The organism is Coprococcus intestinihominis, from assembly GCF_040096555.1.
GTDB classification, from domain to species: domain Bacteria; phylum Bacillota; class Clostridia; order Lachnospirales; family Lachnospiraceae; genus Coprococcus_A; species Coprococcus_A intestinihominis.
Window position 1 is genome coordinate 1 of the sequence record NZ_JBBMEK010000060.1, and the last position, 13,927, is coordinate 13,927.

At 48.5% G+C, this 13,927-nt stretch carries 14 protein-coding genes; all 14 read right to left on the minus strand.

What is annotated here, in order from left to right:
- Positions 1 to 43: 43 nt before the first annotated feature.
- On the minus strand, positions 44 to 592 hold the full coding sequence (locus WMO25_RS06575) for a BMC domain-containing protein (RefSeq protein ID WP_015513090.1): 549 nt from the start codon (positions 590 to 592) through the stop codon (positions 44 to 46).
- A gap of 4 nt (positions 593 to 596) precedes the next feature.
- Positions 597 to 1,979: a 4Fe-4S dicluster domain-containing protein gene (locus tag WMO25_RS06580; RefSeq protein ID WP_349084675.1), complete on the minus strand. Its 1,383-nt coding sequence runs from the start codon at positions 1,977 to 1,979 to the stop codon at positions 597 to 599.
- A gap of 14 nt (positions 1,980 to 1,993) precedes the next feature.
- Positions 1,994 to 2,284, minus strand: coding sequence for a EutN/CcmL family microcompartment protein (locus tag WMO25_RS06585; protein WP_015513089.1), 291 nt, complete (start codon positions 2,282 to 2,284; stop codon positions 1,994 to 1,996).
- Between the two features lie 84 nt (positions 2,285 to 2,368).
- Positions 2,369 to 3,046, minus strand: coding sequence for a hypothetical protein (locus WMO25_RS06590; protein ID WP_178755991.1), 678 nt, complete (start codon positions 3,044 to 3,046; stop codon positions 2,369 to 2,371).
- 83 nt (positions 3,047 to 3,129) lie between these two features.
- Positions 3,130 to 4,569, minus strand: a complete 1,440-nt coding sequence (gene pduL, locus WMO25_RS06595) for a phosphate propanoyltransferase (RefSeq protein ID WP_349084677.1) — start codon at positions 4,567 to 4,569, stop codon at positions 3,130 to 3,132.
- Positions 4,570 to 4,603: 34 nt separating this feature from the next.
- Positions 4,604 to 4,900 carry an ethanolamine utilization microcompartment protein EutM gene (gene eutM, locus WMO25_RS06600; protein WP_015513086.1) on the minus strand — a complete coding sequence of 99 codons (297 nt, stop codon included), beginning with the start codon at positions 4,898 to 4,900 and terminating at the stop codon, positions 4,604 to 4,606.
- 150 nt (positions 4,901 to 5,050) lie between these two features.
- Positions 5,051 to 6,649 (minus strand): acetaldehyde dehydrogenase (acetylating), encoded by a 1,599-nt coding sequence (locus WMO25_RS06605; protein WP_349084678.1) that lies wholly within the window; start codon positions 6,647 to 6,649, stop codon positions 5,051 to 5,053.
- A 29-nt stretch (positions 6,650 to 6,678) separates the two neighbouring features.
- Positions 6,679 to 7,338 (minus strand): ethanolamine utilization microcompartment protein EutL, encoded by a 660-nt coding sequence (gene eutL / locus WMO25_RS06610; RefSeq protein WP_015513085.1) that lies wholly within the window; start codon positions 7,336 to 7,338, stop codon positions 6,679 to 6,681.
- A 15-nt stretch (positions 7,339 to 7,353) separates the two neighbouring features.
- Positions 7,354 to 8,367 (minus strand): ethanolamine ammonia-lyase subunit EutC, encoded by a 1,014-nt coding sequence (gene eutC, locus WMO25_RS06615; RefSeq protein ID WP_349084679.1) that lies wholly within the window; start codon positions 8,365 to 8,367, stop codon positions 7,354 to 7,356.
- Positions 8,367 to 9,746, minus strand: coding sequence for an ethanolamine ammonia-lyase subunit EutB (locus tag WMO25_RS06620; protein WP_117528887.1), 1,380 nt, complete (start codon positions 9,744 to 9,746; stop codon positions 8,367 to 8,369). The genes eutC and WMO25_RS06620 overlap by 1 nt, the downstream gene beginning before the upstream one ends.
- Positions 9,747 to 9,764: 18 nt before the next feature.
- Positions 9,765 to 11,207, minus strand: coding sequence for an ethanolamine ammonia-lyase reactivating factor EutA (locus WMO25_RS06625; RefSeq protein ID WP_253058736.1), 1,443 nt, complete (start codon positions 11,205 to 11,207; stop codon positions 9,765 to 9,767).
- On the minus strand, positions 11,200 to 11,922 hold the full coding sequence (locus tag WMO25_RS06630; protein WP_117528885.1) for a glycerophosphodiester phosphodiesterase: 723 nt from the start codon (positions 11,920 to 11,922) through the stop codon (positions 11,200 to 11,202). The genes WMO25_RS06625 and WMO25_RS06630 overlap by 8 nt, the downstream gene beginning before the upstream one ends.
- 307 nt (positions 11,923 to 12,229) lie before the next feature.
- The gene (locus WMO25_RS06635) at positions 12,230 to 13,237 is read right to left on the minus strand and encodes an ABC transporter ATP-binding protein (protein WP_215690430.1); all 1,008 of its coding nucleotides are present in this window, start codon (positions 13,235 to 13,237) and stop codon (positions 12,230 to 12,232) included.
- A gap of 14 nt (positions 13,238 to 13,251) precedes the next feature.
- A partial coding sequence (locus WMO25_RS06640) for an ABC transporter permease (protein WP_349084681.1) occupies positions 13,252 to 13,927 on the minus strand: 676 nt, incomplete at its 5' end.

A 13,927-nucleotide genomic window follows, 5' to 3' on the forward strand; every position in this document is an offset into this window, starting at 1 on the left:
TGCCATAAGCTGTGTTCTCAGCCTCCTGAGCGGCCATGGTCCCCTATAAAAGCGAATCGAAAATTTCTTTGCGTGGGTTTGGAATCACCACGTGTGATACTTCCATTCCTTCTGCGTTCTCCGTATGAATACCGCATTCGATGGCTTCTCGAACTGCCGCGACTTCTCCCGTCAGTACGACGAAGGATTTCCCGCCGATACCTGTTCCCAACCGGACATCGATTAAGTCCACATCAGCTGCTTTGACTGCCGCATCTGCCGCATAAACAGAAGCTGTCACGCTGAAAAATTCCATGACGCCGATAGCTCCCGGCGTTCCCGGTTCTGCTGCCAGATTAATGGCTTTGATGACCTGGGGATGTACCCTCGGAATGACACAGCTGTCTACAGTATGATTACCACCGATAGCCGCACCTGCATCCAATGATGCTTTGACTGCTGCCACTTCCCCGGTAAAAAGAATGTAGTATTTACCCGGGCATCCGGCTTTGGCAAAAATCAAATCTACCTCAGCTGTTTTCAAAATGAGGTCGGCAGCTTCTACGCCTTTAGCGATACTATTCAATTCCAAAAATCCTATTGTTTCTAACATCTGCCTACACCTCTGTTATTGTAATGGCATTTCCCGTCAAATGCGCAGTTCCTGAAATACTGGCATGGAGATTTGCACCTAATTTGCCCTCCGGACAGGCTGCAATGAGCTGCCCTTTTTCAACATGTACACCGTCTGAAATCACAGGTTCTGCCGGTACACCGATGTTCATCTTCAACGGAAGTACAACTTTTGAAGCCGTTTCTTCCTTATATGTATGTCCATCAATATGATAATAAGCACCAACACCGGCTCTGGCCGCAATCCGCTTCGTCGGCACCTTACGGTATGGCCGGTTAGCATCTGCCTCCCAGGTATCGCCCTCTCTGCTGTAGCGGATCCCTGCCTGCGCCAGCTCACCTTTGATCAGACTGTTGACCACTCTCGGCTGAAGCCCCATCGGACAGGCATAAACTTCACAGACACCACACTCACTGCAGATGGCTGCCTGCCGGATATCCTTGTCCTCCAGAAGTTCCGGCAAAATCCAGTGATCTTTTGTCGTCTCATTATTATCCTGATGCGGCATGTTCATAGCTATTTTCCGCATAATGCGGTGCGGCTGCAGCGGATGTCCCAACATATGTCTCGGACAGAGCTGCGTACAGAATGTGCACTGAATGCAGGCAGCTTTCGCCCGGTTCAGCATATGATTCAGCTGTGTTTTCCTGCGTCGGTCAATAGCGCCATCCTTCGGAAGAACCAGAATGCCGGAAGTTGTCTTTGTCACAGACGCATTCATGGCTGCTTCCCAGGACATCGGTGCCCCCATCATCGGACCGCCGGAAACAACCATCACTTTGTCCGATATCGTTCCGCCTGCCATCTCAATACACTGGGCAAAGGAAGTTCCCACCGGTACTTTCAGAACCGACGGCTCCCTGACTTCTCCTGTCACAGTAAGATATTTCTCCGTAAAAGGTATACCACTCACTGCATCAGCTACGGCAATAATAGTTGCCACGTTATCAACAATAGCACCCACATCCAGCGGAATTCCTGCAGGAGGAACCACCTTGCCAGTTACTTCATAAACAACCACCTGCTCATCACCCGCCGGATAAAAACTATCCATCAGATGCAGCTGCACCTTCGAATGCAGCTTCTCAATAGCTGCTGTCAGTGCTTCGATTTCTTTGGTATATGTCTTTTTCAAGGCAATCCTGCCTTCAGGTATCGACAATTCACGACAGATCAGGTCCACTCCTGACACCAGCTTCTCAGCCTCATGAATCATCAGATATCGGTCTGTTCTCAGCAGCGGTTCACATTCCGCTCCATTGATAATCAGGATTTCCGGTGATGCCTTCAGTTTCACATGGGTTGGAAAACCTGCACCGCCGCATCCCACAACGCCGCTGTCAAATATTTGTTTTATCAGATCCACTTATGCATGCACCTCTATTCACTGCCCCTGGCAGCTTCCCGATTCACTTCAACAGTATCGATAATGGCCACAATCGCAGCATCCACCGGCACTGTATCTCTTCCAAAAGCCTTTCGTGCCGTACTGCCGCTGACAGTCAGCACCTGTTCTCCGATACCGGCACCGACTACATCTGCAGCCACAAAAGTATTGCCTTTCTTTCTTCCGGTACCGTCGATTTCCTGTACGACCATCAGTTTCAGGCCCTCTAAGCCCTCTTCCTTCTTCGTCGCCCATACATGACCGACAACTTTACATATCAGCATTCCGTGCTCCCCTTTTCAAACGGTGCAGCTGCTCAGGCTGCACCCTGTCTAAAAATCAATACTTCTAAAACAATCCTGTTCAGACTACTTTCTAATAACTTCAATACCTTTCTGCTTAAACAAATCCCAGGCAGACGGTGTAACGATGGCATTGGCTGCCAGACAGATTGCCGTATTCCCGCCGTCAATTAAAGAACGGGCAACATCCTCTGTAATCAGACGATCTGTTGTCGTATGGCCGGTGCCCTTTGGTACTTCGATCGGCGGTGCCTGATACTTCGGAGGCTTCGCTGGTATTGGAGGTACTCCAACTTTGCATTCTTTCAACAGCTTAATGCCAAAGGACTGCAACATCCGCGCATTATTCTCAATGACTTCATACAGACGGCTGCTGCTCTTTCCTGCATATTTCCTATGTGGAAAAGCCGCTTCTGCCATGCACACATCTAAACCATTCAGAAGTCCACAGATCACTGCACAAGCCTCCGGCGAACCGTCTCTCCCCTGAGCAATATCGGACATCTGCACCAATGTCAGGCTGGTGATCAGGATCTTCTGATAACGATGAATATTCTTGTTCTGAATATAGTCGTCAATCAGGAAAATCTGGTACTTCTCAGCCATATCCGCAGGCACTGCCTGCAGATCACCAATCACCAGAAGCTTGTCCAGCCCTTCCGTGCATGCCGAAGCATTCGACCGCTGTGCCATCAATTCCTGCATGACAGCCTCCACAATCTGCTTCATTAACTTTTCATCCATTTTCTCAAAAACCTCCCCTAAATCGGGTGTTTCATCTATAGATATCCAAAGACATTCTCCTGAAACAACGCCTCTGAATTTTCCTAATTCTTCTTGATAATATAGCCCATGTCACCCTTCTTGTAGGAGCAGGCATTGGCTTCATCATAATCCATATGCATCGCCAACGAGAATTTCTCACTGACACGGATAATCACATCATCAATCGTCACCGGACGCTCTGTCTCCAATCGTACAGCCACACTGTCCCCATCTTCAACACCGTATAATCTGGCATCCTCCGGTGTCATATGAATATGTGCCTTAGATGCAATGACGGAACCCACAGCATTGTAAATACCCTTCGGTCCCACAAGTATCACGTCTGCGGCCCCCTTTAGATCACCGGAAAGATTCACAGGTATCGTAATACCGAGGATTCTGGCATCTGTCAGAGACATCTCCACCTGAACAGCACCTCTCGGCGGTCCCAGAACAACCACATTGTCAATCTCACCCTTGGCTGTCACCAGACGGACACGTTCTTCGGATGCATACTGTCCCGGCTGGCTGAGGGGACTCTTCTCATGCAGATTCTCCCCGAAAAGCACATCAATCGCCTGCTGCGTCAGATGCACATGACGCCCGGATGCTTCCACAAGAAATCCCGGAAAATCTTTCATCTCTGACGGCTCCTGCTGACCGGGCCACCTGCCCGTCAGCTGCCTGCAGAACAGAATATAAATGACACTGCTGAGCCGATTCATGGCTTCCACAATATCCGGCCGTGTACATGTATCCCCGGACTGGAAAGCTCTGGCCGCCGCCAATTCTGTCTCTCTGACAAAAGTTCTAAGCTCATTCAGACCGATACATATCCGACCCATTCTGTATTCCGGCATCGGATGCGGAATGCCATAAATCTCCTTGATATGATGGGACTCATAACGCAGTCCCGCACTGTCCAAACCAAGCAGATGGATCTCTCCGAGTTCCTTGACCAAAACTTCTGCACTGAGAATCTGGCGTACATATGCCAGCACTTCATCCAGTGCATCTGTCAGTCGATGCAATCCATTCTCAGAAGCCACCACCTGCAAAGACATAATCTTCGCTTCCAGGCTGTCCAGCATCCCGCGAAAAGCAATTTGCGGATGGGTCTTCGGTACAAGAACATTGCCATGAAGATGGGTCATATTCTCAGGCTTCACGCTGAGAACTTCTCCTGTCTCTCCATTGACATACTGCGGTTTGTGGTCGGCTCCCTGCGGAACAGCCGCCATGGGCATGGCCTTATACGGCTCACCAACAGATTCCGCCGCATCCGGCAGCTGATTCACTGCCTTAACTGATTCCGGTACAGAGGAAACTTCAACTTCCGGCTGTCCTTCCAACGCTGAATCTTCATATATAAGCGTGATTCCGTGTTCTCTGATAAAATCTCTCGCTGCAGGCGTCAGCATCGTATCCTTTGATACATGGTACGCTTTCTCATGGCTGCGGAACCAGTGGGCCCGCAGCGCAATATCTGTTAAAATCTCCATCTATGCTCACCTGCTGTCAGGCCAAAAGCCTGTCCTATCTGTCAGAAGTTGTCAGTGTCGGCAGAATGTATTCGATCTCTTCGTGTGGTCTTGGGATGACATGTACAGAAACAAGTTCACCGACACGGGAAGCTGCTGCTGCACCTGCATCTGTTGCTGCCTTAACAGCACCTACATCGCCTCTTACCATAACAGTTACAAGACCACCGCCAACATGTACCTTGCCGATTAAGTTGACATTCGCTGCTTTAACCATTGCATCTGCTGCTTCAATAGAACCTACAAGACCTTTTGTTTCAATCATACCTAATGCTAATAATCTGTCTGCCATAATATTTACCTCCGTAATTCTGCGGGAAAATCCCGAATTTAATTGTTTTCATTATATCATGATCGCCATTCGCCGTTCGCGATGAGCAAGCATTGCTTGCTCCCGCTCACTAACGCTCATTATATCATGATTCGCACCTTTGGTGCCGTTTTAATTTAATGCGCCCAGTTTCTGAAGTACTGCCTTTGTAATTCTGGCAATATCGTCTTCCGTAATCTCCGGACTGCCGCAAGCCGCTCCATTATTGGAATTACCGCAGGCTGCTCCGGCATTAGAACCACTGCCAAATACAGAACTTTGTCCACAGCTGTCTCCTGCATGACTGCCTGAACCAAAAGTACTCTGTGGTGCAGCAGATACGCCTGTCATCTGCTCCTGCTGTTTTCTCAGATCTTCCAGTTCACAAAGTCCCCAAGCCACCCGGCGTCTGTTGATCAGATTCAGCGGGCTGACATTATCTGATGTGGCACTGCCGCCGACAGAACCGCAGCCCAGCGTTAATGCCGGCTGAAGACCGGTTGTTGCACCGACACCGCCAAGAGCTCCCGGTGTATTCACAAGCAGTCTGGACACCGGTTTCTGAAGGGCAAATTCACGGATAACATCTGCATCTTCACTGTGAATGGTCATTGTATGACCGGCACCTTCGTTATTTAAAATTTCAATGGAACGACGGCAGGCTTCTTCCCATCCGTCCTCCACATAAAACGCCAGAATCGGACAAAGTTTTTCTCTGGAATAAGGATTGTCCTTACCCACGGTTCTCTGTCTTGAAACCAGTACTCTTGTACCGGCAGGAATACGGATGCCCGCCATATCTGCCAGTGTCTGCGCACTCTTTCCGACAATCTTCGGATTCATGGTGCCATTAGCTCTGAGGATAAATTTGGACAATTTCTCAGATTCTTCCGGTGTCATAAAGTAACCGCCCTGACGGCTGACTTCATCCACCACCTTCTGCTCAACGCAACGCTCCGTAATAATACTCTGCTCTGATGCACAGATCGTACCATTATCAAATGTCTTACTGTCCATAATACGCTTGACAGCCACAGGGATATTCGCTGACTTTTCAATAAAAGCAGGACCGTTGCCCGGGCCAACGCCAAGGGCCGGATTACCTGAACTGTAAGCTGCACGCACCATGGCTTCGCCGCCTGTTGCCAGAATAATACCGATATTTCTGTTCTTCAGGAGTGCATCTGTGGCTTCCATGGTCGGCAATGTGATGCACTGCACAATACCCTCCGGCGCACCGGCTTTTCTGGCTGCTTCACAAATGACCTTTGCAGTCTCAATAATACAATTCTTGGCATTCGGATGCGGACTGATGACAATGGCATTGCCCGCTTTGATTGAAATAATCGACTTGTACATCGTTGTGGATGTCGGATTCGTGGATGGGATCAATGCTGCCACAACTCCCATCGGTACGCCGACTTCCATCAGCCCATTCTGCCTGTCATCTTTGATGATACCCACAGTTTTCATGTCCTTGACACTATCCCATGTAATCGCCGAACCAAGCAGATTTTTCAATACCTTATCCTGCCATATACCAAATCCGGTTTCCTCCACGGCCATCTTCGCCAGACGCTCCGACTGAGCCGCACAGGCATCAGCAATCGCCCTTGCAATCCCATCCACCTTCTGCTGTGACATCTTTGCCAGCTCTTTCTGAGCTACAACTGCCTTCGCAACAAGCCATCTCACTTCCTGAATCGATTGGAGGTCCTTATCAAAATCCACTCTGTTTCACCTTCTTTTCCAAAAGTCTCTTAATCTATGTTTTCAACAGGATGCTCTGCAATCCTGCATATGGTTTCACGAAATGCTTCACAGGCCGCCCGACACGCTGCCTGATCACCTGTCAGCAGTCCTCCGGCAAAGTTGGTCTCTGTAGGCGGCCCATAGAACAGGTTCATTTCCACATCTGCCGCTTTCAACGCCGCATCCAGTCCCGTCACCGCTTCCAACGGCGGTGCGATCAGATAAGCCATTGCCGTTCCTTCCGGCACACCGGCCATCTCCGACAGATAACTGCCGGTCCTTGATATACACTGGGCAAAATAAACAATACTGTCATCATCATTGGCACTGTAAAAACAGGCATCATTTTCTATGTAACTGACGGCTGCCGCCAGCCCGCTTTTCACATCCTCCGGATTCTCACCGGACAGAATACCGATAAACTCACCGGCAAGAGCCGTACTGGCATTGGATGAACCGGCGTACATGCTCCTTGCATAGGCCACCGACACGTCTGCCTTCTTGGTCGCTTCATCAAGAGCCGCATAGGAAACATCATCACAGTCCGTTGTGATCAGGCCAAGACTTCTATGCCCTTCCTGCACCTGCATCGCCTTCAGCAGAAATCTGTCAGCATTGGGAATCAGCCTGATACTCAGCACCTTTGTCCTGATCGGATCATTTTTCATATGTATTCCCCCTGCCTAATTCTGTAACTCAACACCGCTGGCCTTCTTATCCAGAATCTTCTGAATAAGATCCGTCAGATAAGCACCGGCCTCTACAGCCGTGATACCGTCTTTATGGATATTGGAAACAACGGTTCTGCGTGCCTCCGGCATACCAATCTTCGCATTGTAGGCCAGATACGCACTCATACTCTCCGCCGTTCCAAGTCCCGGACGCTCACCCACGAAAATGCAGACTACCTTTGCCCCCACAAGCTCTGCAATCTCATCCTCCACAGCCACACGACCATAACGGACAAAAAATGGTGTTCCAACTCTCAATCCTGCAGCAGAAAGACCATCCATTAGCACCGGCAGCACATTTTCAATGTTGGCATTAATAGCGGTGGAACTTAGGCCATCTGCCACGATCAGCTGCACATCCGGTCCTTCGATGCACTGGTCTTTGACTTTCTGAACCCCATCTTCACTGAGTCTTCGTCCCAGATCCGGCCGGGTCAGGAATTCATTCTTGTCCTGACAGCGGGTCTGGACACTGAAAAGTTTCAGATTGTCAATAACATCCTGATGCACATCCAGCATAACCGCATCCCTTGCTCTGGCATGATCTGCCCTGAGAGTCAGCAGCGTCTGGGTCTTCAGCCTCGGTCCAGCACAGCCAACACCGATGCGGGCTGTTGTCAGACGCATCATCCTTTCCAACGCCTCCGGGTCCTGAGGCTGATCGATCAGTGGACGTTTCTTCACTTCACGGGAAGTAATATCTTCCTCGATATCCACATCATGAACTGGCTCTTCTGGATGATATCCACCGGCATTCGATGTTTGTCCACCAGATGATGTTTGTCTATCACCGGAAGCAACATTTTTCACCAGCTGTTCAATCTGTCCCAAATTCACTGATTGCATGCTGTTCTGATTATTTCCTGAAGCAAAGCGATTCTGTCCGCCCCCGGCCGCTTTCTCAGCCACAACCTGTGAAACAACTTCACGGATAATCCGTTCAATCAACGCTTCATCTATATTCATCAGATACCGCCTCCCCTCTTTGTAAATAAAGTCGGGTCGCCGGCATATTTTGTCAGCTTGCCATTTTCACTAATACCCATCTTTTCCAGCCACTGGTCAAATTCTTTAATCGGACGAAGCCCTAGAATCTCACGAATAGTAGACACATCGTGGTAGGCATTCGTCTGATAATTCAGCATGACATCATCGCTGGTAGGCACACCGAGAATATAATTAACCCCGGCCGATGCCAGCAACATGGACAAATTCTCAATATCATTCTGGTCAGCCTGCATATGATTAGTGTAACAGCAGTCACATCCCATCGGAATACCTGTCAGTTTTCCCATAAAATGGTCTTCCAGTCCGGCACGGATCACCTGACGGCTGTCATAAAGATATTCCGGCCCGATAAAACCAACGACAGTATTAACCATAAAGGGATGATACGCTCTGGCAAAGCCATAGCATCTGGCCTCCATCGTTACCTGATCGGCGCCATAATGGGCATCCGATGACAATTCTGAGCCCTGTCCTGTCTCAAAATACATTACATCCGGCCCTTCTCCGGTACCTTTTTCCTTCAGAAGTGCCATGGCTTCTTCCACCGTCTCAGCACTAAACCCAAAAGCTCTGTTGCCTTTTTCGCTTCCGGCAATAGACTGGAAGATCATATCCGCCGGAGCACCGTTTTTGACGGCTTCAATCTGAGTTGTAATATGTCCCAGCACACAGATCTGTGTCGGAATCTCAAAACGGTTCTTCACTTCATCAAAACGCTTCAGCACCTCTGAAAGACTGGAAACCGTATCATTGACCGGATTCAGACCAATCAGTGCATCCCCGCAACCGTAACTGAGGCCTTCAAATAATGATGCCGTGATACCCTCCACATTGTCCGTGGAATGATTTGGCTGAAGTCGTGTCGCCAATGTACCCCGAAGACCGATAGTGGTATTGCAGTGAGCCGGCACACGCACTTTACTGGCCCCATACACCAGATCCATATTGGTCATCAGCTTGCAGACCGCCGCCACCATCTCACTGGTAAGACCTTTGCTCAACAGATGAATGTCGTCTTCCGTAGTCTCATGGCTGAGGATATATTCTCTCAACTCAGCCACCGTCCAGTTTTTGATGCGCTGATAAACTGTCTCATCAATTCCATCCTGATTAATCCTGGTTACTTCGTCCTCTTCATAGGGAACAACCGGATGATTGCGCAAATCTGATAAAAGCAGCTGACTGAGCACTTCCTTCGCCGCAATTCTCTCCAAATCCGAGGATGCCGCTACACCGGCCAGCACATCGCCGGATTTCAGCTCATTGGCCTTTGCCAGAACCTCTTTCAGGGAACGAAAAATAAATGCCTGCCCCGAAAGCACTGTTGCCAATTTCACTCCATCACCCTCTTTCTTTTATCCAAAAATTAATGTTTTCACTACCACAGGAATGACCATGCCGTTCATCATCGGCTTTCCCATATCCACATATTCACCGTCTTCCACATGAATACTGTCAATGGCCACCACCTGACGCTTCAAATCCGGCTGCTGCCGGATCATCTGCCCCATGGCCTTGGCAATATCACTCTCTATCACCAGAAGAATCGGTTCCCCGGGCGGCTGCACCCTGTCCATAATCTGCCGAATCGATGCTGCGGCCCGCTTCATTTCCATATATCCCGGGTTTCTCTTGCCGGGCATCGCCAAAATAAAGTGTTCCTCATCATTCTGTCCCAATACCCACTGGATCCGCCGGATAACAGGTTCTGTCTCACCGGCAAAGCAGGCTTCCTGCAATTCTTCATCCAGCTTGATCACCGGAATATTTTTCAATGGAAAAATATCATCGGAATAAGTAATGGTACTTCCTGAAATCGTCGTTGTATATGTCCCGGCACCCACAACCGTGGCACGAATGGTCTCTCCTGGCTCCATTTTTTGAAAATCCGTAAATAAACGACTTTCCCGAATGGCTCTGCCCAGCAGAACGCCGATATCACCATAAGCCCATGTATCCGCAGACTCATGGTAAATCAGATCTGCTACACCGCCGGAAAAGAATACCGCCTGTACTTTCTCCGGAACCGGAAAATCACTGCTTCCCGGGGTTTTAATTTGCCTTAAAATTGCATCAATATCTTTGGTGCCAACTCCCAGATACGCATTCAGCGCCGCTGCCATCTGCCGCGTCACTGCCGTCAATTTCAACTCATCGCATCTGTCTCCTACAGAAACGGACACGCCTGCCGCCTGTGCCATCACCGCTGCCGCCGGACTGACTTTCGTAATGATGCCCTGTGGGTTCATGCAGATTAACCGGCCGCCGATATCCAGACAACCTCTGGCCAGGGTCTCTCCATCCTCGAAGAGAACCACGTTGGTGGTGCCGCCGCCGATATCCAGATTGGCTACCCGGCAATGATGGTCCATACTGTACTGCCAGGCTCCGCTGCCTTTTCCTGCAATCAGGGATTCCATATCCGGCCCTGCTGCCGAAACAACAAAATCTCCGGCAAAATCCGACAGACTTTTCAGCACCGCATCGGAATTCTCCTTCCTTGCAGACTCGCCGGTGATAATCACTGCACCGCTGTCCGTATCCTCCGGCCTGTAACCGGCCTTACGGAATTCGGCAGCCACAATGTCCCGAAGGGCATCCGTATCGATCAGCACATCTGTCTTCAAAGGGGTCATATAGACTTCACTCTTATAGACCACTTCTTTGTCCACAATAGCCACTCTGGGAACTGAAAAATATCCCCCCGCATTGTCCATCTGCAGTTTGCTGAAAACCACCTGGGTAGTGGAAGTACCTACATCGATACCAACACTCAGAATTGCTGTTTTATCAGCCATTGTTTCTGATCTTGTTCACAAGGTCCGGATAGTTGCCGATGACGGAATCTACACCGACTCTGAACATCTCCCTGATATCTTCTTCTTCGTTCACTGTCCATGTATTGATCTCCAGTCCGTGAGATTTCACCTCAGCCACATTCTCCGGCGTCATGTTCTTGAAGAACGGATGGAAGCATTCCACACCTGTTGAAGCCACGTAAGCTCCCGCATTGATCAGCCAGGATTCCTCCAGCATACCGCATTTGATAGCCGGGTCAATGGCTTTCATACGAAGGACTGAATAATGATTGAAGGAAGAAATAATAATGCGGTCCACCATATCGAATTCTCTGAGCATGTCATAGACTTTCTGCTCAATACCCGTATACTCAAAGACACCGGTTTTCAACTCAATATTCGTGATAATATCCGTATCCTTCACCAGCTCCAGATACTCTCTCAGTGTCGGCACTTTCTGTGGTCCATACTCCTTGAAAATATAAGAAGCATCCAACTGGGCCAGCTCTTCATAAGTCTTATCCTTGATATAGCCCTTGCCATTCGTTGTACGATCTACCAGTTCATCATGCATGACAACCAGAACGCCGTCCTTAGTCAAATGGACATCATTCTCAATACCGTCCACTCCTTCTTCAATGGCTTTGCTGAAAGCCAGAAGTGTATTCTCAGGGTACTTACCGCTGAAACCGCGGTGCGCAAAATTCTTAGTCATATTTATCATCTCCTGCTTTCCATTTTACCATATTTCAGCACTGAATGCAGTTATCTGCGCGATAAATTGCTTACACTTACATAAATACGGCTGCCGTGAAAACATTCTCCACAGTCCAACATAAAAAGCGCAGCGAAACAGGCAGCCCCTATCGGCCGTCTATCTCGCTGCTCTTCTTCTCCCACGCGCTGTCTATGTAATTGTATTGCTGCATTCTTCTCCTCCATCTGCAGCCGTCTGGTATTCTCACAGCTGCAATGCCAAAATCTGTTTTGAGTGCTTTGCAATAAGGATTTCAAATTCAATTCTAAAGGAAAATACAGTCATCCTGCTTCAATGTCAGATAAACATCTGTACCATTCGGAATGATAGTTGCTTTCTTAAACAGAACATCCACATCAATCTGATGGTCACCGCACATAACGGCATAACGCAGAACATTGCCATGAGGCAGACTGACAACAACATGTCCCTTGATTGTCGCACAGCCTTCTCTCTCAACAGGTTTTGTGCTGATATCAATGACTTCCGGACGGAATGCTACGTCTGTACCTTCACCGTCAACGCCTGTCATCTTCTTGAATGCATCAACCGGCACCATGTTGTAATGGCCGATGAATGTTGCTGCAAACTTGGAAACAGGTTCTGTATACATCTCTGTCGGTGTAGCGGACTGTTCAATCTTGCCGTTGTACATCAGATGGATCACATCGGACATAACCATGGCTTCATCCTGGTCATGGGTAACAAAGATAGCTGTCATATTCAGTTCCTGCTGAATACGTCTGATCTCAACCTGCAGGGAATGTCTCAAAAGGGCATCAATGGCTGATAACGGTTCATCCAGAAGGAGTACCTTCGGGTTCGTCACCATAGCTCTTGCAAGGGCTGCTCTCTGCTGCTGACCGCCGGACAGCTCTGATGGATAATGATGCAGATGATCCGATAAGCCCACGATATCTACCATCTCTTTGACACGTTTATCAATCTCTGCATTCGGCACTTTCTTCATCTTCAGACCAAATGCCACATTCTGTGCGACATCCATATTCGGGAATAAGCTGTACTGCTGGAAAACCATACCGATATCTCTGTCCTTCGGATTAACATCGGTGATATCCTTGTCATCCAGATAAACCTTACCGGATGTCACTGTCTCAAGACCGGATAGACATCGAAGCAATGTACTCTTACCACATCCGGACGGGCCAAGCAGCGTCACCAGCTGTCCCTTTTCAACCTCAAGATTGATATCTTTTAATACGGTATTACTGCCAAAACTCTTGACAATATTTTCAAAACGAATATATGACATGTTTCCTCACTCCTTTATTTTCTGTGTGTTTTTCCCTTTGCTTCACGGCTCTTCATAAACAGAACGATGGCTGTGATCACAAATGTAACAAACATGATAACAACGAATACGGCACTGGCCTTTGTACTGTCGCTCTTCATTGTCTGATACAGGAAAATCTGCATGTTCGGCGCAGATGTTCCGGCAAGATTTCGAATCAGTACATAATCACCGAAGATAATGCCGACTGCCAGAAGTGACGATACAATAATCGCTGAAAGAATATTCGGTACGACAACTCTGAAAAATGCATAGATCTTGGATGCACCAAGCATCTCCGCTGCCTCGATCAGTGTCGGCATATTCACCGCACGCATACCGTTTCGGATACCCTGATAGATATATGGCAGAATCACGATACAATACGCACCCATCAGCATGACCAGACGGTTGCTCAGAATCGAACTGGAACCGACATACAGAGACAGGATACTGACTGAAAGGATAACACCCTGAATCGTATAAGGGATCATACAGATGATCTGTACATATTTCTCAAGTTTCGGAAAATAAATCGCCGTTACAAATAATGCCAGAAGGACGATCACGATCGTCACAATAATCGGAATAATACTCATTGCGATAGATCGTCCAACAGATGCAAGGAAATTGCTGTCCATAAACAGGTCCACATAGTTGTGAAGGGTAAAT

Coding starts and splice junctions, on each gene's coding strand:
- WMO25_RS06575 (WP_015513090.1), bottom strand. CDS start 592: ATGTTAGAAACAATAGGATTTTTGGAATTGAATAGTATCGCTAAAGGC.
- WMO25_RS06585 (WP_015513089.1), bottom strand. CDS start 2,284: ATGCTGATATGTAAAGTTGTCGGTCATGTATGGGCGACGAAGAAGGAA.
- WMO25_RS06590 (WP_178755991.1), bottom strand. CDS start 3,046: ATGGATGAAAAGTTAATGAAGCAGATTGTGGAGGCTGTCATGCAGGAA.
- pduL (WP_349084677.1), bottom strand. CDS start 4,569: ATGGAGATTTTAACAGATATTGCGCTGCGGGCCCACTGGTTCCGCAGC.
- eutM (WP_015513086.1), bottom strand. CDS start 4,900: ATGGCAGACAGATTATTAGCATTAGGTATGATTGAAACAAAAGGTCTT.
- eutL (WP_015513085.1), bottom strand. CDS start 7,338: ATGAAAAATGATCCGATCAGGACAAAGGTGCTGAGTATCAGGCTGATT.
- eutC (WP_349084679.1), bottom strand. CDS start 8,367: ATGAATATAGATGAAGCGTTGATTGAACGGATTATCCGTGAAGTTGTT.
- WMO25_RS06625 (WP_253058736.1), bottom strand. CDS start 11,207: ATGGCTGATAAAACAGCAATTCTGAGTGTTGGTATCGATGTAGGTACT.
- WMO25_RS06630 (WP_117528885.1), bottom strand. CDS start 11,922: ATGACTAAGAATTTTGCGCACCGCGGTTTCAGCGGTAAGTACCCTGAG.
- WMO25_RS06635 (WP_215690430.1), bottom strand. CDS start 13,237: ATGTCATATATTCGTTTTGAAAATATTGTCAAGAGTTTTGGCAGTAAT.